Origin of the sequence: Photobacterium sp. TLY01, from assembly GCF_021432065.1 — a bacterium.
GTDB classification, from domain to species: domain Bacteria; phylum Pseudomonadota; class Gammaproteobacteria; order Enterobacterales; family Vibrionaceae; genus Photobacterium; species Photobacterium halotolerans_A.
Genome location: NZ_CP090364.1, coordinates 568,856 through 588,744 on the forward strand (window position 1 = coordinate 568,856; position 19,889 = coordinate 588,744).

11 protein-coding genes, 4 tRNA genes and 3 rRNA genes are annotated in these 19,889 nt (G+C 52.6%); 15 read left to right on the top strand and 3 right to left on the bottom strand.

What is annotated here, in order from left to right:
- The 12 genes from pgeF to LN341_RS02885 all read left to right on the top strand — a co-directional run bounded on the left by pgeF (window position 1) and on the right by LN341_RS02885 (window position 11,885).
- Window positions 1–729, top strand: a complete 729-nt coding sequence (gene pgeF, locus LN341_RS02830) for a peptidoglycan editing factor PgeF (protein WP_234203993.1) — start codon at window positions 1–3, stop codon at window positions 727–729.
- A 128-nt stretch (window positions 730–857) separates the two neighbouring features.
- On the top strand, window positions 858–3,431 hold the full coding sequence (gene clpB, locus LN341_RS02835) for an ATP-dependent chaperone ClpB (RefSeq protein WP_234203994.1): 2,574 nt from the start codon (window positions 858–860) through the stop codon (window positions 3,429–3,431).
- A gap of 409 nt (window positions 3,432–3,840) precedes the next feature.
- A 16S ribosomal RNA gene (locus tag LN341_RS02840) occupies window positions 3,841–5,392 on the top strand.
- Window positions 5,393–5,516: 124 nt separating this feature from the next.
- A tRNA-Glu gene (locus tag LN341_RS02845) sits at window positions 5,517–5,592 on the top strand.
- Window position 5,593: 1 nt separating this feature from the next.
- Window positions 5,594–5,669: transfer RNA gene (locus tag LN341_RS02850), tRNA-Lys, on the top strand.
- Window positions 5,670–5,698: 29 nt separating this feature from the next.
- Window positions 5,699–5,774: transfer RNA gene (locus LN341_RS02855), tRNA-Val, on the top strand.
- 308 nt (window positions 5,775–6,082) lie between these two features.
- Window positions 6,083–8,972 (top strand): 23S ribosomal RNA (locus tag LN341_RS02860).
- A gap of 94 nt (window positions 8,973–9,066) precedes the next feature.
- Window positions 9,067–9,182 (top strand): 5S ribosomal RNA (gene rrf / locus LN341_RS02865).
- The 16S, 23S and 5S rRNA genes sit together here with 4 tRNA genes alongside, the layout of an rRNA operon.
- Window positions 9,183–9,344: 162 nt before the next feature.
- A tRNA-Asp gene (locus LN341_RS02870) sits at window positions 9,345–9,421 on the top strand.
- A 391-nt stretch (window positions 9,422–9,812) separates the two neighbouring features.
- Window positions 9,813–10,130, top strand: coding sequence for a hypothetical protein (locus tag LN341_RS02875; RefSeq protein WP_046221983.1), 318 nt, complete (start codon window positions 9,813–9,815; stop codon window positions 10,128–10,130).
- Window positions 10,131–10,269: 139 nt separating this feature from the next.
- The gene (locus LN341_RS02880; RefSeq protein WP_234203995.1) at window positions 10,270–11,472 is read left to right on the top strand and encodes a multidrug effflux MFS transporter; all 1,203 of its coding nucleotides are present in this window, start codon (window positions 10,270–10,272) and stop codon (window positions 11,470–11,472) included.
- 86 nt (window positions 11,473–11,558) lie between these two features.
- Entirely contained in the window at window positions 11,559–11,885 is a 327-nt protein-coding gene (locus LN341_RS02885; protein ID WP_046221985.1) for a DUF2799 domain-containing protein, read from the top strand.
- A 61-nt stretch (window positions 11,886–11,946) separates the two neighbouring features.
- Here LN341_RS02885 and dapD read toward each other — a convergent pair whose 3' ends face one another.
- Both dapD and LN341_RS02895 read right to left on the bottom strand, forming a co-directional pair.
- Complete coding sequence (gene dapD, locus LN341_RS02890; protein WP_046221986.1) at window positions 11,947–12,978, bottom strand: 2,3,4,5-tetrahydropyridine-2,6-dicarboxylate N-succinyltransferase; 1,032 nt, start codon at window positions 12,976–12,978, stop codon at window positions 11,947–11,949.
- 260 nt (window positions 12,979–13,238) lie between these two features.
- Entirely contained in the window at window positions 13,239–13,541 is a 303-nt protein-coding gene (locus LN341_RS02895; protein WP_234203996.1) for a YebG family protein, read from the bottom strand.
- 90 nt (window positions 13,542–13,631) lie between these two features.
- On the opposite strand from LN341_RS02895, the gene LN341_RS02900 reads away from it, so the two are divergent.
- Window positions 13,632–14,321: a DNA-3-methyladenine glycosylase I gene (locus tag LN341_RS02900; protein WP_234203997.1), complete on the top strand. Its 690-nt coding sequence runs from the start codon at window positions 13,632–13,634 to the stop codon at window positions 14,319–14,321.
- Here the strand turns inward: LN341_RS02900 and LN341_RS02905 are convergent.
- Complete coding sequence (locus LN341_RS02905; protein ID WP_234203998.1) at window positions 14,268–15,206, bottom strand: LysR substrate-binding domain-containing protein; 939 nt, start codon at window positions 15,204–15,206, stop codon at window positions 14,268–14,270. The two genes, LN341_RS02900 and LN341_RS02905, sit on opposite strands and share 54 nt — an antisense overlap.
- 137 nt (window positions 15,207–15,343) lie before the next feature.
- On the opposite strand from LN341_RS02905, the gene LN341_RS02910 reads away from it, so the two are divergent.
- The gene (locus tag LN341_RS02910; RefSeq protein ID WP_234203999.1) at window positions 15,344–16,315 is read left to right on the top strand and encodes a TDT family transporter; all 972 of its coding nucleotides are present in this window, start codon (window positions 15,344–15,346) and stop codon (window positions 16,313–16,315) included.
- Between the two features lie 104 nt (window positions 16,316–16,419).
- On the top strand, window positions 16,420–19,863 hold the full coding sequence (gene recC / locus LN341_RS02915; RefSeq protein ID WP_234204000.1) for an exodeoxyribonuclease V subunit gamma: 3,444 nt from the start codon (window positions 16,420–16,422) through the stop codon (window positions 19,861–19,863).
- Window positions 19,864–19,889 lie beyond the last annotated feature (26 nt).

The following is a 19,889-nucleotide window of genomic DNA, read 5'->3' on the forward strand; positions in this document are numbered from 1 at the left end:
ATGTGGATAACCCCAGACTGGCCAGCGCCTGAGAATGTCAAAGCCATCAGTACCACCCGCTCCGGGGGGATCAGCCTGGGGCCTTATGCTGGTCTCAATCTGGGGGATCATGTCGGCGATGAGCCGGCAGCCGTTGCGCACAATCGTCAATGGTTACAGCAACAACTGGGCTTAGTGCATGCACCCGCCTGGTTGTCGCAAACGCATAGCACCCGAGTGCTGGATCTGCATGAGCCGCTCACCCAGATCCCGAATGCGGATGCCAGCGTGACCCGGGAAACCGGTATTGCATGCACTGTGATGACGGCAGATTGTTTGCCGGTATTGCTGTGCGATCGACAGGGCACTCAGGTGGGAGCCGTGCATGCCGGGTGGCGTGGACTGGCTGACGGTATTCTGGAAGAAACGGTCAGGACATTTTCTGCTGAAGCTGATCAGATTCTGGCTTGGTTGGGGCCAGCCATCGGCCCGGCTGCTTTTGAAGTGGGTGGCGAAGTCAGAGCGCAATTCCTGGCCGATGATCCTGCAGCGGAAGCTGCATTTCAGCCTAAAGGTGAAAAATGGCTGGCGGATCTTTATCAACTGGCCCGATTGCGGCTACAGCGGCAGGGTGTAACCCAGATATTTGGCGGGACTGAATGTACCTATGCTGACCCAGCCCGCTTTTATTCTTACCGGCGTGATGGTGTGACCGGCCGACAAGCCAGCCTGATCTGGCTGTCACATTAATCTTCTCTCAATATTAAAAAGCGGCCTTGAGCCGCTTTTTAATATCCCTACAATTTATGCTTGAAAAGCACACGGCGCGCAACCATATACAAAGATAATGACAAGGTCATATCTAGAGTGGAGGACTTATGCGTCTTGACCGGTTTACAAGCAAATTTCAATTAGCGATTTCTGATGCGCAGTCGCTGGCTTTAGGACGAGACCATCAGTACATCGAACCTGTGCATTTGATGATGGCACTGATGAATCAGGACAGCAGCACCACGCGCCCGCTGCTGACTCTGCTGAATGTAGATATTACCCAATTGCGCTCCAGTCTGTCTGAACAACTCGACCGTTTACCTAAAGTCAGCGGTATCGGCGGCGATGTGCAGTTGTCTCATGGCATGGGCGTGTTGTTTAACATGTGTGACAAGCTGGCGCAGAAACGCAAAGACAAATACATTTCTTCCGAGCTGTTCATTCTGGCGGCGGTGGACGACAAAGGCCCGTTGGGCGAGTTATTGCGCAAGTTTGGCTTAAGTGCTGAAAAAGTTGAACAGGCGATTGAGAAAATCCGCGGTGGCCAGAAAGTTGATGACCCCAATGCCGAAGAAAACCGTCAGGCGCTGGAAAAGTTCACCATTGATCTGACCGAGCGTGCCGAGCAAGGCAAGTTGGATCCTGTGATTGGCCGCGATGAAGAAATTCGCCGAACCATTCAAGTTCTGCAACGCCGTACAAAGAACAATCCGGTCCTGATTGGTGAGCCGGGTGTCGGTAAAACGGCAATTGTTGAAGGTCTTGCCCAGCGTATTGTCAATGGCGAAGTGCCTGAAGGGCTGCGCAATAAGCGAGTGCTGTCTTTGGATATGGGGGCACTGATTGCTGGTGCCAAATATCGTGGTGAGTTTGAAGAACGCCTCAAATCAGTTTTGAACGAACTGGCGCAGGAAGAGGGCAGCGTCATCCTCTTTATTGATGAGCTGCATACCATGGTGGGCGCCGGTAAAGGTGAAGGCGCCATGGATGCGGGCAATATGCTGAAACCTGCGCTGGCTCGTGGTGAGCTTCATTGCGTCGGGGCGACAACACTGGACGAGTACCGTCAGTTCATTGAAAAAGACGCCGCGCTGGAGCGCCGTTTCCAGAAAGTGCTGGTGGAAGAGCCAAACGTTGAAGATACCATCGCGATTTTACGGGGCCTGAAAGAGCGTTATGCCCTGCATCACCATGTCGAGATTACCGATCCGGCAATTGTCGCGGCGGCCAGCTTGTCGCACCGCTATATCTCTGATCGTCAATTACCGGATAAAGCGATCGATCTGATTGATGAGGCAGCATCCAGCATTCGCATGCAGATTGATTCCAAACCGGAATCGCTCGACCGTCTTGAGCGCCGGATCATTCAACTGAAAATTGAGCAGCAGGCACTGTCAAAAGAAAACGATGATGCCAGTCAGAAACGATTGGCTGTTCTGAGTGAAGAGCTAGCTGGAAAAGAAAAAGAATACGCAGAACTGGAAGAAGTCTGGAACGCCGAAAAGGCAGCGCTATCCGGCACCCAACACATTAAGGCTGAACTGGAGCAGGCACGTACCGATATGGAAATTGCCCGTCGTGCTGGTGATCTGAACCGGATGTCTGAATTGCAGTACGGCAAGATTCCTGCGCTTGAAAAGCAATTGGATCTGGCGGCTCAGGCTGAAATGCAGGAAATGAGCCTACTGAAAAACCGGGTCACGGATGCTGAAATTGCGGAAGTTCTGTCCCGTCAGACCGGTATTCCTGTATCCCGTATGCTGGAAGGCGAACGCGATAAACTGCTGCGAATGGAAGCAGCACTGCATCAGCGGGTGATCGGTCAGGACGAAGCGGTGAATTCAGTGGCGAATGCGATTCGTCGCAGCCGGGCAGGATTATCTGATCCGAACCGGCCGATTGGTTCTTTCCTGTTCCTCGGCCCGACCGGGGTCGGTAAAACCGAGCTGTGTAAAGCGCTGGCGAACTTCATGTTTGACAGTGATGACGCCATGGTGCGAATTGATATGTCCGAATTCATGGAAAAGCATTCGGTTGCCCGGCTTGTTGGTGCACCTCCGGGTTATGTGGGCTATGAAGAAGGGGGGTACCTGACTGAAGCGGTTCGCCGGCGTCCTTATTCTGTCATTTTGCTGGATGAGGTTGAAAAAGCGCACCCGGACGTGTTCAACATTTTGCTGCAAGTGCTGGATGATGGCCGTCTGACTGACGGACAGGGCAGAACGGTCGACTTCCGGAACAGTGTTATTATCATGACATCGAACCTGGGCTCTGATCGGATTCAGGAACATTTTGGTGAGCTTGATTATGACGGTATCAAACAGTTGGTGATGGACGTTGTCGTTCATCATTTCCGTCCGGAGTTTATCAACCGGGTTGATGAAACCGTGGTTTTCCATCCACTGGGTGATAAGCACATTAAAGATATCGCGCGGATTCAGATTGGTCGTCTGAGCGCTCGACTGGAAGAAAAAGGCTTTGAACTGAAAGTTGATGAGTCTGCCCTGGATTTGATTGCAAGTGCAGGTTTCGATCCGGTTTATGGGGCTCGACCGCTGAAACGCGCGATCCAGCAATACATTGAAAACCCATTGGCTCAGGATATTCTTTCCGGGAAATTAACGGTTGATAAGCCCATTGTGCTTACAGCGAAAGATGAGCATATCTCTACCAGCCAATAAATTATGATGTTCACGTGAGAAAAGCCTGCCTTGAGCAGGCTTTTCTGTTTTTTGGCTTGAATTTGTAGATGTATTGGTCGTTAATTTACTTTTTGGTTAAATTTTGCTCTGTCGAAATTATTTTATGATTTTACGCTTGCCAAGATGAATGAACTCTCTATAATGCGCCTCCGTTGTCACGATAAACCGCACGGCTTAACGAGATAACAAAACGTTCTTTAACAATTTGACCATGCAATCTGTGTGGGCACTCGACAATGATACAGTCATCAAAGATTTTATCAGTGAACTGAGTGACCAAATGGTAGCGCTTTCTCGAAAGAGTTACCGGCACAGTCAATTCGTTTCAACTTCGGTTGGAACATCAGTAATCACTGAGCCGCTTCTCTTTAGAGAAGCAACAAAACTTTAATTGAAGAGTTTGATCATGGCTCAGATTGAACGCTGGCGGCAGGCCTAACACATGCAAGTCGAGCGGCAGCGACATCAACAATCCTTCGGGTGCGTTGATGGGCGGCGAGCGGCGGACGGGTGAGTAATGCCTGGGAACATGCCTTAGTGTGGGGGATAACCATTGGAAACGATGGCTAATACCGCATAATGTCTTCGGACCAAAGCGGGGGACCTTCGGGCCTCGCGCGCTAAGATTGGCCCAGGTGGGATTAGCTAGTAGGTGGGGTAATAGCTCACCTAGGCGACGATCCCTAGCTGGTCTGAGAGGATGATCAGCCACACTGGAACTGAGACACGGTCCAGACTCCTACGGGAGGCAGCAGTGGGGAATATTGCACAATGGGGGAAACCCTGATGCAGCCATGCCGCGTGTGTGAAGAAGGCCTTCGGGTTGTAAAGCACTTTCAGCAGTGAGGAAGAGGTGGTGTTTAATAGATGCCATCTTTGACGTTAGCTGCAGAAGAAGCACCGGCTAACTCCGTGCCAGCAGCCGCGGTAATACGGAGGGTGCGAGCGTTAATCGGAATTACTGGGCGTAAAGCGCATGCAGGCGGCGTGTTAAGCCAGATGTGAAAGCCCGGGGCTCAACCTCGGAATCGCATTTGGAACTGGCATGCTAGAGTCTTGTAGAGGGGGGTAGAATTTCAGGTGTAGCGGTGAAATGCGTAGAGATCTGAAGGAATACCGGTGGCGAAGGCGGCCCCCTGGACAAAGACTGACGCTCAGATGCGAAAGCGTGGGGAGCAAACAGGATTAGATACCCTGGTAGTCCACGCCGTAAACGATGTCTACTTGGAGGTTGGTGTCTTGAACACTGGCTTTCGGAGCTAACGCGTTAAGTAGACCGCCTGGGGAGTACGGTCGCAAGATTAAAACTCAAATGAATTGACGGGGGCCCGCACAAGCGGTGGAGCATGTGGTTTAATTCGATGCAACGCGAAGAACCTTACCTACTCTTGACATCCAGAGAACTTTCCAGAGATGGATTGGTGCCTTCGGGAACTCTGAGACAGGTGCTGCATGGCTGTCGTCAGCTCGTGTTGTGAAATGTTGGGTTAAGTCCCGCAACGAGCGCAACCCTTATCCTTGTTTGCCAGCACTTCGGGTGGGAACTCCAGGGAGACTGCCGGTGATAAACCGGAGGAAGGTGGGGACGACGTCAAGTCATCATGGCCCTTACGAGTAGGGCTACACACGTGCTACAATGGCGTATACAGAGGGCAGCAAGCTAGCGATAGTGAGCGAATCCCACAAAGTACGTCGTAGTCCGGATTGGAGTCTGCAACTCGACTCCATGAAGTCGGAATCGCTAGTAATCGTGGATCAGAATGCCACGGTGAATACGTTCCCGGGCCTTGTACACACCGCCCGTCACACCATGGGAGTGGGCTGCACCAGAAGTAGATAGCTTAACCTTCGGGAGGGCGTTTACCACGGTGTGGTTCATGACTGGGGTGAAGTCGTAACAAGGTAGCCCTAGGGGAACCTGGGGCTGGATCACCTCCTTACCTAAAGACTGTGTCGTTGATGCAGTGTCCACACAGATTGCCTGGTCGAAATGTAGAGAGCCACTCATGCTGCCCAACAGCATGGGTACGAATTAGCGAAACATGTTTCGCTGACAGAATTAGAGTCCCATTCGTCTAGAGGCCTAGGACACCGCCCTTTCACGGCGGTAACAGGGGTTCGACTCCCCTATGGGACGCCACGGGTCGTTAGCTCAGTTGGTAGAGCAGTTGACTTTTAATCAATTGGTCGCAGGTTCGAATCCTGCACGACCCACCATTCCTGCCACAGGAATGTAAAAATACAGTGGGCGATTAGCTCAGTTGGGAGAGCACCTCCCTTACAAGGAGGGGGTCACTGGTTCGAGCCCGGTATCGCCCACCACTCTCTAAATACTTTCTGCACGGATACGCAGATTCAATAGCTGAATTGTTGTTGGACCGATTTTCTGACGCTGAAAGCCTTTAGAAAGTGGTTATTGAAAGATAATTCACATGCTCTTTAACAATCTGGAAAGCTGACTAGTAAATTCAATCTTTGAGATTGAATCAAAAACTGTTTCGAGAGAAACAGAGTTCTCAAGCAACACACATTCAAGTGTCTTGTGTAAGAGTCCGGCGAATAAACCAATTGTCTCTTTGTCAGAGACGAACCTTGGTTGTTTGAACATACGAAACCTCTTGGGGTTGTATGGTTAAGTGACTAAGCGTACACGGTGGATGCCTGGGCAGTCAGAGGCGATGAAGGACGTACTAACTTGCGATAAGCGGTGATGAGGCAGTAAGAGCCACTTGAGTCACCGATTTCCGAATGGGGAAACCCAGCTGCATAAGCAGTTATCATCAGGTGAATACATAGCCTGGTGAGGCGAACCGGGGGAACTGAAACATCTAAGTACCCCGAGGAAGAGAAATCAACCGAGATTCCGGCAGTAGCGGCGAGCGAAACCGGATTAGCCCTTAAGCGTGTTTAGTGTCAGGTGAAGGTCCCTGGAAAGGGCCGCGATACAGGGTGACAGCCCCGTAACCGACGATGCTTTACACGTGAAAACGAGTAGGACGGGACACGTGTTATCCTGTCTGAACATGGGGGGACCATCCTCCAAGGCTAAATACTCCTGACTGACCGATAGTGAACCAGTACCGTGAGGGAAAGGCGAAAAGAACCCCTGTGAGGGGAGTGAAACAGAACCTGAAACCGTGTACGTACAAGCAGTAGGAGCAGGCTTGTCCTGTGACTGCGTACCTTTTGTATAATGGGTCAGCGACTTAATTTCAGTAGCAAGGTTAACCGTATAGGGGAGCCGTAGGGAAACCGAGTCTTAACTGGGCGTACAGTTGCTGGGATTAGACCCGAAACCAGGTGATCTAGCCATGGGCAGGTTGAAGGTGAGGTAACACTTACTGGAGGACCGAACCGACTAATGTTGAAAAATTAGCGGATGACTTGTGGCTAGGGGTGAAAGGCCAATCAAACCTGGAGATAGCTGGTTCTCCCCGAAAGCTATTTAGGTAGCGCCTCGGACGAATACTACTGGGGGTAGAGCACTGTTAAGGCTAGGGGGTCATCCCGACTTACCAACCCTTTGCAAACTCCGAATACCAGTAAGTACTATCCGGGAGACACACGGCGGGTGCTAACGTCCGTCGTGGAGAGGGAAACAACCCAGACCGCCAGCTAAGGTCCCAAAGTATCACTAAGTGGGAAACGATGTGGGAAGGCTCAGACAGCCAGGATGTTGGCTTAGAAGCAGCCATCATTTAAAGAAAGCGTAATAGCTCACTGGTCGAGTCGGCCTGCGCGGAAGATTTAACGGGGCTAAGTGATACACCGAAGCTGCGGCAATGCAATTTATTGTATTGGGTAGGGGAGCGTTCTGTAAGCGGTTGAAGGTGTGCTGTAAGGCATGCTGGACGTATCAGAAGTGCGAATGCTGACATGAGTAACGACAAAGGGGGTGAAAAACCCCCTCGCCGGAAGACCAAGGGTTCCTGTCCAACGTTAATCGGGGCAGGGTAAGTCGACCCCTAAGGCGAGGCCGAAAGGCGTAGTCGATGGGAAACGGGTTAATATTCCCGTACTGCTTATTATTGCGATGGGGGGACGGAGAAGGCTAGGTGGGCCAGGCGACGGTTGTCCTGGTTTAAGGGTGTAGGCTGCAGAATTAGGCAAATCCGGTTCTGCATTAAGGCTGAGACCCGATGTCGAGTCACTACGGTGATGAAGTCATTGATGCCATGCTTCCGGGAAAAGCCTCTAAGCTTCAGATAATAAGCAATCGTACCCCAAACCGACACAGGTGGTCGGGTAGAGAATACCAAGGCGCTTGAGAGAACTCGGGTGAAGGAACTAGGCAAAATGGTACCGTAACTTCGGGAGAAGGTACGCTCTTGGCGGTGAAGTCCCTCGCGGATGGAGCTACTGAGAGTCGCAGATACCAGGTGGCTGCAACTGTTTATTAAAAACACAGCACTGTGCAAAATCGAAAGATGACGTATACGGTGTGACGCCTGCCCGGTGCCGGAAGGTTAATTGATGGGGTTATCTTCGGAGAAGCTCTTGATCGAAGCCCCGGTAAACGGCGGCCGTAACTATAACGGTCCTAAGGTAGCGAAATTCCTTGTCGGGTAAGTTCCGACCTGCACGAATGGCGTAATGATGGCCACGCTGTCTCCACCCGAGACTCAGTGAAATTGAAATCGCAGTGAAGATGCTGCGTACCCGCGGCTAGACGGAAAGACCCCGTGAACCTTTACTACAGCTTGGCACTGAACATTGACCCTACATGTGTAGGATAGGTGGGAGGCTTCGAAGCAGGTACGCCAGTATCTGTGGAGCCGTCCTTGAAATACCACCCTTGTCGTGTTGATGTTCTAACGTCGCCCCGTTATCCGGGGTGCGGACAGTGCCTGGTGGGTAGTTTGACTGGGGCGGTCTCCTCCCAAAGCGTAACGGAGGAGCACGAAGGTGGGCTAATCACGGTCGGACATCGTGAGGTTAGTGCAATGGCATAAGCCCGCTTAACTGCGAGAATGACGGTTCGAGCAGGTGCGAAAGCAGGTCATAGTGATCCGGTGGTTCTGAATGGAAGGGCCATCGCTCAACGGATAAAAGGTACTCCGGGGATAACAGGCTGATACCGCCCAAGAGTTCATATCGACGGCGGTGTTTGGCACCTCGATGTCGGCTCATCACATCCTGGGGCTGAAGTCGGTCCCAAGGGTATGGCTGTTCGCCATTTAAAGTGGTACGCGAGCTGGGTTTAGAACGTCGTGAGACAGTTCGGTCCCTATCTGCCGTGGGCGCTGGATGATTGAAGGGAGTTGCTCCTAGTACGAGAGGACCGGAGTGAACGAACCGCTGGTGTTCGGGTTGTGTCGCCAGACGCATTGCCCGGTAGCTAAGTTCGGCATCGATAACCGCTGAAAGCATCTAAGCGGGAAGCGAGCCCTGAGATGAGTCATCCCTGAGGCTTTAAGCCTCCTGAAGGGCTGTTCGAGACTAGAACGTTGATAGGCAGGGTGTGTAAGCGTTGTGAGGCGCTCAGCTAACCTGTACTAATTGCCCGTGAGGCTTAACCATACAACACCCAAGGGGTTTTAGCGGACTCCATAAGCACTTGAATGATGTGCTGAGAACTTAAGTCAGATTTTCCAAGATTGTTGAACAAATTTTGCTTGGCGACCATAGCGCTGTGGACCCACCTGATCCCATGCCGAACTCAGACGTGAAACGCAGCAGCGCCGATGGTAGTGTGGGGTCTCCCCATGTGAGAGTAGGACATCGCCAGGTTTTCATTGCCCATCTTGGGTGATAGCTCGCATCTTTTGATACTTGCGATACTCATGTGCTAATGCACACTGCGCTTCTCAGTTCAAAATCTGCATCGCATCACGCAAGATGACCGAAACAAAGCAGTGCAGCGTAAGACTTTGTTGGGCAGAAAAATTGAGTGGAGCGGTAGTTCAGTTGGTTAGAATACCGGCCTGTCACGCCGGGGGTCGCGGGTTCGAGTCCCGTCCGCTCCGCCACTTCTTAGAGAAACCCAGTCAGCAATGGCTGGGTTTTTTGCTATCTGGAGATTGCAGTGCCTTTGGTTGTTCGTCACTGATGGATTGCCCAGAATGGGCGCCCCAAAAGTGCGTTGCACTTTGGTCGCGGGCCGGAATGCCGGACCATCGAGTCCCGTCCGCTCCGCCACTTATCAGAGAAACCCAGTCAGCAATGGCTGGGTTTTTTGCTGTCTGGCGATTGCAGTGTCGCCGGTTTTTCCTTGCTTATTGAAACCTCATGATCTGTCTTTGAACTCGCTATAGCAGAGGTAGAAACTGGTTACAATTTGGTTGGTTAAGCGCTTGCCTTCGATGTGAGGCTGTGAGAGGGTTAGGGCAATTTTTCTGGGACGATGAAAGACAATTTGCCATGAGTTTATTCTATGAGCGACAAGAAACCGCTGATGCTGTCACGATTACACTGAAACCGCATTCTTTGTACCTGATGCTGGTCATGCTTGCAGTCTGGTTAGGGAATGATTTCTTGTTAAAATCAGCGCCGATAGCGCAAATTATCATGCCGATATTTATTGTATTTATGGTGATACGTTTCTTTTCGTTAGTCAGAATACAGCGTGAAGTGCTGGTTGCCATGAAGCAGGGCCGGGTTACCACTCAGGGCAGCAAGTTCTCCTTCACAAATCCATTTCGTTATGTGATTCAAAAAGCACAGAGCTCAGACGCCTAAACCTTTCATTTCATGACATAGCCGTCAAATAGTGCGGCTATTCTTTCCTGTCAGGACATAGCTCCTGTAGCCAATGATGGCTTATTCCTGGCCAGTATGCAGGCATAATATCTGTGTTGTTATCGATATAGAGAAATGTATGCCAGCATTCAATTGGAAACCCCTGTTATTTGCCTGTTTAATTGTCAGTATTGGTCAGCTGAGCCTTGGCTTGGTGTTTCCCCTATTGCCCTGGATTGGGCATGATCTGGCGATTTCATCGGAACAGACACAATTGCTGGTTGCTATTTATCTGCTTGGATTTGGCCCCTCTCAGCTTATTTATGGGCCTCTTTCCGATGTCTTTGGTCGCAGGCCGGTCTTGCTGACCGGTGTTTTAATCGCGTTCCTTGGGGTTAGCGTTGTTCTTTTCCTGTCGGACTCTTTTTCCGGGTTGCTGATCGGCCGTTTTATTCAGGGCTGTGGTGCGGGCAGTGTTTCTGTGCTGGCCAGAGCGACCATTCGGGATAGCTACCAAAAACAAAATCTGGCAAAAGCGATGACCTGGCTGGCGATTGTCGCTGCCTTCACCCCAATTATGGCTCCTGTAATCGGCGGGATGATCAATCATTATCTGGGGTGGTTATCTGCTTTCATCGGACTGGTTGTTTATATTGCTCTGATTTGGCTGCTGCTTGTGTTCAGTTTTCGGGAAACCCTGAACACATCTGTTCAGGCGCCATCGGTGAAAAAGCTCGTCGGAAACTATCTGTCTTTATTTCGCGAACGGCATTTCATGACCTTTGCAGGGATTGGCTGGATTAACTTTGCCATGGTGATTCTGGCGATTTCTCAGATGCCCTACATTATGCAGGTTCAGATTGGGTTGAGTTCGGATCAGTACGCACTCTGGGCAATGGTACCCGCATGTGGCCTGCTTTTTGGCGGCTTATTGTGTCAGCGGCTCAGGCCAAAACTCGGCACGGCAAGAATGCTGCAGCTGGCCCCGTGCATGCAGTTGATATCGGCGGCTTTATATCTACTGGCGCCGGTTGATGCGGTTTGGATGTCGGCCGCGCACTTTATGCTGGCGGTGACCAACGGCATCGCCTTTCCTTGTGCGCAGTCGATGTTGCTGATCCCATACAGTGAAAAGGCAGGCACGGTTTCTGCATTATCCGGAGCTTGCCAGATGGTCGCAGCGTCTGTTATCAGTCACTTCTTGTTACAGGTCGGGATCAGCCAGCCTTGGCATCTTGGCGGGGTATTACTGGGGGCATCTTTAATTGGTATCTTACTGGTTCATTTGGGGATAAGCAGCGAATCAGGGCGTCAGGCATCGCTAGAGTTGAGTCAGCCTTGATCATCAGCTCAGATGAGAAACTTTCTCACACCAGAGATATTCTTCCATACTTAAGACACCGGATCGCAGTTCGCTGGGGAGGTTCTATGCGTCAGCTGATCTGTTTGGTGGTGATGATTTTGCTCTCGGCTTGTATGAGTCAGTATGAAGCGAATTTGTCACGACATGGTGAGTGGCAAGAGTTGGGAGCGTACCACGGAGAATATGGTTATCAGGAGTGGGAAAAAAAACGCCTGGGCCGACTGGGTGCGATGTCTGAATCTGACTATGAAAAATACCGAGCGGGCTACTTGCAGGGACGCTATGAGTATTGCACAGGCAAGAAAACCGTGACGACCGCGCTTAACCCGGGTTACCCGGATGAATGCAGACAGGACTCGAGTCAGTTCGGGCTGGCGGAAAGAGGCTACTGATAGAGATAAGAAAGGCTGCCATCGGCAGCCTTTTAAGTTGATGCAGACTGATTGTCAGCAATCAGTTGTTGCTGTGTAGCTCGCTGTTCAGTTCCACGGCGGTTTTGTTGGTCAGACATTCAATCGTGCCGGTCACTGAGTTACGACGGAACAGCAGATCAGATTTTCCAGCCAGATCGCGCGCTTTGACGGTGTCGACGACATTGCCGTCTGCGTCCAGCATGGTGACCTTGGTGCCGGCTGTCACGTACAGGCCTGACTCCAGCGTACAGCGATCACCCAGCGGGAATCCTAAGCCGGCATTGGCGCCCAGCAGGCTGTTTTCACCAATAGAAATCACCACTTTGCCGCCACCGCTCAGGGTACCCATGATCGAAGCGCCGCCGCCAATATCAGAGCCGTTTCCGACCACAACACCAGCCGAGATGCGACCTTCAACCATGCTGACACCCGTGGTGCCGGCGTTGAAGTTGATGAAACCTTCGTGCATCACTGTGGTGCCTTCACCGACGTGAGCACCGAGGCGAACACGGGAAGTATCGGCAATCCGCACGCCAGCCGGCACAATGTAGTCGACCATTTTCGGGAATTTATCAACACAGTCTACAGTCAGCACTTCGCCCTTCAGGCGAGCTTCAATCTGGCGCTCCGCCAGTTCAGGCAGATCGATCGGGCCTTGATTAGTCCACGCAATGTTGTGCAGCAGGCCGAAAATGCCGTCCAGAACCAGACCATGTGGCTGGACCAGACGGTGAGAGATCAGCTGAAGCTTCAGGAAACCCTCTGCCACAGAAGCTGGCGCTTGGTCGGCAGCCAAAATGACCAGCACCAGCGGTTGGCTGGATTGTGCTGCTTTTTCAGCAAAACCAGCGCTGGCTTGCTCGCCATTTGCTGCGAAAGCGCCGGCCAGTTCAGCCGCCTGAGCTGGGGTAATCTCAATCGCTTGATTACCTTCCTGATAATCAACAACTTTTGCGATGGTATCAACCAGAGCCTGAGCCGGATTGAGCAGCGGGGTCGGGAAGAAAGCTTCGATGATTTTACCGTCGCGGTTTTTGGTCGCGGTACCCAGGGCTAGAGAAAATGTCGCCATGATGAAATGGTCTCCATGTCAAAAGGGATAACGACTGCGCTCTGCAACAGTCAGTTTGATGATTCAAAAATTCTGATATGCCCATCATAAAGAGACTGAGCGGGATATTGAAGGGGAAATCAGCCATTCGCATGAAATTGACTGAGAAATGGTGAAAATAGCACTTTATCCTTATAGATAGTCAGTCTTTTTGCATAAAAACAGAGTGCAAAAAAACCTCCCGCAGGAGGTTTCTTCAAGGCGGGTCAGCCGGAATGCTGTCAGGCGGCTTCGCTGTCAGTAGCTTCCTGAACCGCTTCAGGTTTGGCGGGTTTTTTCTTGGCGGTTGGTTTGGCTTTTTTGGCGCCCAGCGCAACCAGCACTTTTTCACGTTCCTGAGCCAGGAACAGCGCTAATTCTTCCTGTTTGGCTTCGTCTTCAAGCAGTTTGCTTTCACTCAGAACAGCAAACAGCTCGTCAGCCATATCCAACATTTTATCGTAGGCATCAGCTTCAGATTTAGAGGTAAAAGTCATCTTCTCTTCTCCGTTGCGCTCTACTACATATTTGACGATAACAGCCATGGTCACCCTCTCCAGATATTGATTAACTGGTTTTTTATACAGTAGGATAGGGGCAGAGTCCAGTGCTGAGTTCTGACAGAAGGTGTTCTTGTGAGCCTGAGAGAAAAATTTGAACAAATTTATACCCGTGCTGCTGATCGCAAAGGAGGCGAGGCGGCGTTGGAAAGTTTGCTGTCGACCCCGCTGAGTGCAGAGGTGTTGGCCACCATTGGCGATGATCGCTGGCTGGCCGCCTTTACGCAGAAAGTGTTCCAGTCAGGGATGAGCTGGAAAGTGGTCAGGAGTAAGTGGGACGGTTTTGAGTCGGTCTTTTTTGGCTTTGATATTGAAAAGTTATTGCTGGTGCCGAACGAAATGTGGGAGCGAAAAGCCACAGATCCGGCCATTATCCGTCATCTTGGCAAAGTGATGACGATTCCGGACAATGCGTACATGATCCACAGCGCCGCGAAAACGCACGGCTCGTTTGCCGCGATGGTTGCCGCGTGGCCATCGGAAGACATCATTGGCTTATGGCGCTATCTGAAAAGCAAAGGGAAACGTTTGGGCGGCAATACCGGCCCCTATACGTTACGGGTGATGGGTAAAGATACTTTTATCCTCAGCCAGGATGTTGAAGCCTACCTGCGCAGTACCGGAATCATTGATGGCGGCCGGGACACCCAGCGCTCTCTGGCGGGGGCACAGGCCGCGTTTAACGACTGGCAACAGGAGTCGGGCCGGCCTTTATGTCAGATCAGTCAGATCATTGCTTTCAGCGGTGGCGATAACCGGATCTGACCCCGCTTGCCATTGCTGGCAGAAGGCAATAAATGCGGATAACAGCGGGCTGGTGTATTTATCTTTGTGGTACACCAGCCAGTATTGTCTTTGCTTGCTCAGCGTGATGGGTAATTCTGCCACCCTTTTTTCCTGTACTGCATGATAAACAGCACGCCGGGATAAGCAGGTCAGGCCCAGGCCGGCGGCGACACTGTTGATGATGGCTTCAGTGGTGTTGAGCTCGAAAGCCAGTTGCCAGTCATTGATATCGGGTGCGAGATGGTGCAGGAAATAATCCCGGGTGCCGGATCCGGCTTCCCTGAGTACCCATTCCGAGTGTTCCAGATCTGACAGAGACAGGCTGTTTTGTTTCAGCAATGGATGCAGAGGATGGCAGATAATCACCATTTCATCCTGAAGCCAGGGCTGGCTGATCAAGTGTTTTTCTGTGACCCGGCCTTCGACCAGGCCGATATCCAGCTCAAAATCACCTAACTTTTTCACGATTGCCGCGGTATTGCCGATCAGCAGGGACTGGTCGGTATGGGCTGTCTGCATCCTGAAATCCCGCAGCAGAAAAGGCGTGAGCTGATTGCCCACAGTATCGCTGGAGCCTATGGCCAAGCTGCCGGACAAGGCACCGGTTTGGCTGAATAGCTGCTCCATGCTCTGGGTGCGCTGGAGCAGTTCATCGGCCAAAGGTAGCAGGCGCTTGCCTTCGCTGTTCAGGGTCAGCCGGTTGTGATGGCGATCAAACAGGGGCTGGCTGAGTTGTTTTTCCAGCTCGGCCAGCGCCATGCTGACAGCCGGTTTGGTCAGAAACAGGCGTTCCGCGGCAGCCGTGATGGTTTTCTCCTGTGCCACGGCCACAAAGACTCTCAGTTGTTTCAGCGCAATGTTCATCGTGACTCTTATTAGGTTAAGTTGAATTGAACTCTTAGTTAAATTTATTCAATTATTCTAAACCATGTGAGCAAAGTACACTGTCTCCATCGACAAAAAGAACAAAAAAACGTATCGGATGTGATGGAGAGCTAATCATGAATCAAGTCTTGAAAGAGCGATTTGCCTTGATGCCGACACCTATGGCCGGATTGGCACTGGCGATTGCCAGCCTGGGCTGGTGCTGGGAAAACGCGGTGCCATTGCACGGTCTGGCGCAAAGCGGCAGTGCCGCGATTGCGGCTGTGATGTTACTGGGATTAGCGGTGAAGTTTGTCTTCCATCCTCAGTTACTCTGGCAGGATTTGAAGCATCCTGTGGTCGGCAGTGTCGTGCCGACTTTTTCGATGGCACTCATGGTGCTTTCCTCTGCGCTGGCGCGATACCTGCCGCATGCCGGGTGGGTACTATGGCTGGTCGCCGTGGTTTTGCATCTGGTGTTTTTAGCCTGCTTCGTTTTTCATCGTTTGAGCCGGTTTGAGTTGCACCATATGGTGCCCAGCTGGTTTGTGCCGCCTGTGGGGATCATCGTGGCTGATGTCACTTTTCCGGGGGGCGCCCTGGCACCCTTGGCGCAGGCCTTGATGGTGTTTGGCCTGAGTGCTTACGCCCTGATGTTGCCTGTGATGCTATATCGCCTGATTTTCTGTCATGAAGTGCCGGATGCCGCCAAGCCGACCATCGCGATTCTGGCGGCCCCGGCCAGCTTGTCACTGGCAGGTTATCTGACAGTAACGGCGCAGCCTTCCGTGCTGATCGTAGCTTTGCTGGCGAGTATCGGGTTGCTGATGACTCTGGTGATTTACCTGGCCTTCTTCAGACTGTTGCGGTTACCCTTCAGTCCGGCTTATGCCGCGTTTACGTTTCCTGTGGTGATCGGGGCGACCGCTTTGTACAAAACGGCCCATTGGATGAGCACTCAGCCCCTGCTGGCCGACTACGCGCACCAGGTTCAGGGGCTGGCTCTGGCTGAATTACTGGTCGCTACTGTGGTGGTCAGTTATGTCATCGTGCGCTATCTGGCTCATTATTGCGCCGCTGAGATTAGCTACCGCAGAGCGACGATGTAACGCGTTGAAGCCAAAGGACGGCGGTCATCGCAGGCACTGCTGTTTACACCCTGCGTGCCTTGATAGACAATCATGGCATGATTCTCTGCCTGCGAGCCTGATGCGTGTTTACTGTTTACCATTCCAACCAACTGGACCTGCTGAAGTCTTTACTGGTTGAGCTGATCCGCCGGGATCCGCTTTCAGACCCCTTTCTCCCTGAGCAGATTCTGGTGCAGAGTCCGGGCATGTCGCAATGGCTCAAACTCGAACTGGCACAGTCGCTGGGCGTGGCCGCAAATATTACTTTTCCCTTGCCGGCGACCTTCATCTGGGACATGTTCACCAAAGTACTGCAGGATGTGCCGGCACGCAGTGCCTTCAATAAAGATGCCATGACCTGGTCGCTGATGCAGGTGCTGCCCGGGTTGCTGGATCAGCCGGAATTTGCACCACTGGCGCGTTACCTGGAAGAGGATGCCTATCAGCAGCGTCGATTTCAGCTGGCCGGAAAAATTGCCGACATCTTTGACCAGTATCTGGTGTACCGGCCGGAGTGGATACAGGCATGGGAAGCGGGGCGCATTGACCCTGAACTGGCGGGCGATCACCCCTGGCAGCCGGTGTTATGGCAGGCGCTGTATGACCACATTCTGGCGCAGGGGCAATCGCCCTATCACCGCGCTAATTTGTATCAACAGTTTATTGAAACACTGACGCAGTACGCCCAGTCCGGGACGGAGCTGCCGGAGGGATTACCCAAACGTCTGTTTGTCTTTGGTATTTCAGCGCTGCCGCCACGCTATATGGACGCCCTGGCAGCCTTGGGGCAGCACATCGATGTGCATCTGATGTTTACCAATCCTTGCCGCCACTACTGGGGCGATGTCAGAGATCGCAAATATCTGGCCCGGCTGGCAGCGCAGCAGCGTCAGCAGGTGATCTGGCGGGATGAACACAGCGAGCAGGCCGGTGCCGTGGGCATACTCAAAGGCTCGCTGGAAGATAACCTGATTGACGAGTCCCATCAGGATGCCGCGGTTGGCAATACATTGTTAGCGTCACTGGGGAAGCTGGGGCGGGACAACCTGTATCTGCTGTCGGAATTACAGGCGTTTGAAGTTGATGCTTTTGTTGAGATTCAGCCCGACAGTCTGCTGCACTGCATTCAGTCGGATATCCTGAATCTGGAAGACAAAGTGAATGACCAGCTGCTGGCCGACAGTCAGCACAAACAGCCGGTTGAGGCGCAAGATCGCTCTTTGTCGGTGCACGTCTGCCATTCCCCGATGCGGGAAGTGGAGGTTCTCTATGATAATTTGCTGGCCATGCTGGATGCGGACCCCGATCTGTCGCCACGCGATATCGTGGTCATGGTCGCAGATATCAATGCCTACAGTCCTTACATTCAGGCGGTTTTCGGCAATGCGCCGACGGAGCGCTACCTGCCATTTTCCATATCTGACCGCAGCGCCGATCAGGAAAACCCTGTGCTGCTGGCCTGCCTGCGCTTGCTGGATTTACCCAATAGCCGTTGCCATGCCTCTGAGCTGACGGAGTTGCTGGAAGTGCCGGCTATCATGAAGCGGTTTAATCTTGACAGCGATCGCTTCATTCAGGTGAAGGGCTGGATTGAGGAAGCCGGCATTCGCTGGGGACTGGATGCCGGCACAGCGCGCGAATTTTCACTGCCGGTGCAGCAGCAAAATACCTGGCTGTTCGGGTTGCAGCGCATGTTGCTTGGTTATGCGATGCCTGCGCAGGCGGGGCTGTATCAGGGGATACTGGCCTATGATGAAGTGCAGGGCATGGATGCCGAGCTGGCCGGTCAGCTCAGTGTCTTTGTCGAGCAGTTAATCCATTACCGCCGGGTACTCAATCAGCCGCATTCGGCGCGTGAGTGGTTCAGTGTGCTGAACCAGTTGCTGGATGATTTTTTCAGCGTGGATACCGAGGGTGAACTGGTATTGCGTCTGATCCGCGACAAGTTGCAGCAACTGGAGCAGCAACTGGATGATGCCGGTTATCAGCAAGCGCTGACGCCTGCGGTCATGCGCGATTACCTTAATGACAAGCTGAGCGGCGAGCGTGTGAGTCAGCGCTTTCTGGCCGGTCAGATCAACTTCTGTACCCTGATGCCGATGCGTTCGATCCCATTCAAAGTAGTCTGTCTGTTGGGGATGAATGATGGGGTCTATCCGCGCACCATTGCCCCTGAAGGCTTTGATCTGATGGTGGGCCGCCAGCGTGCCGGTGACCGTTCTCGCCGTGACGATGACAGATATCTGTTTCTCGAAGCCCTCTTGTCTGCCCAGCAGCAGTTGTACATCAGTTATGTCGGGCGCTCGATTCAGGATAACAGTGAAAAAATGCCGTCCGTTCTGCTCAGTGAGTTACTGGATTACTGCCAGCAGGGATTTTGTCTGCAAGGGGACAGCGCGCTGGCTCCGGAGGATTCAGCGGAGCGTCTGATCCGCTGGTTAACTCACCACCATCCACTGACGCCATTCAGCCCGCTAGCCTTTCTGGGAAGCTCGCCCAGTTATGCGGCAGAATGGCTGCCCGCGGCACGACGAATCACTGTGGATAAGGTGGATTTCCTGTCGCAATCGCTGTCCCCGTTTGTTCTGACGGATCTGGCGGAGTCATCCGCTTCACTGCCTGTGATTGAAATGACAGAGTTGCAGCGCTTCTGGCGCCTGCCGGTACAGTACTTTTTTAACCGGCGTCTCAAGGTCTATTTTGACGCCGCCGCAGGGGCGATGGTGGATGAAGAACCCTTTGCACTTGATGGCCTGCAGAGTTATCAACTGCGGGCAGATTTACTGACGACTCTGCTTGAAGCGCAGACCCGGCCCGACGCTATGCACCGTTTTCAGGCGATGCAGCAGGCGGCCGGCACCTTGCCGATCGCAGCATTTGGTGAGCTGACTCTGGCGCAGGAAAAACAGCAGCTCGCCCCACTGGCCGAAAGGCTCGCCGCTTTGCTTGCCTCGCCGCTCGAGGATCCTGAAATTGATCTGCTGATGACGATCCCTTCAGGTCAGTGCCGATTGCAGGGGTGGATCCGCCATTACACCGCATCCGGGGTGATTCACTTCAGGCCCGGCAAAGTGCGGACGCAAGACCTGATTCATGCCTGGCTGGAGCATCTGGCGATGTCGGTACAGGGGATAACCGCCGACACCCATGTGCTGGGCATTGATAAGCATGTCCGCCTCCGGCCGGTAGAAAAAGAGTATGCCGCGGAGCAACTGAGTATGCTGACAGAAGGCTATCTGGCCGGGCAGTCATCCCCATTACCTTATTTCCCGCGCACAGCGCAGGCCGGCCTGGAGGCGCTACGGGACAAAAGCGGCAACTGGCTGACGGATGAAGAGAGTCTGGAAAAAGCCTTGACCAAAATGGCCGGGGTGTTTAACGACAGTTATCTGTTCAGCGGTGAAGGCAGCAATGCTTACATTGCCCGGGTCTGGCCAAACTGGCAGGACGATCTTGCCATTGAGGCCATGGATTGGGCACGGCGGGTGTTACAGCCTGTGTTGATGCATCTTGAAGAGATCGAGTAGAGAAGGGTGCGAGGTGGCCGCCGGCA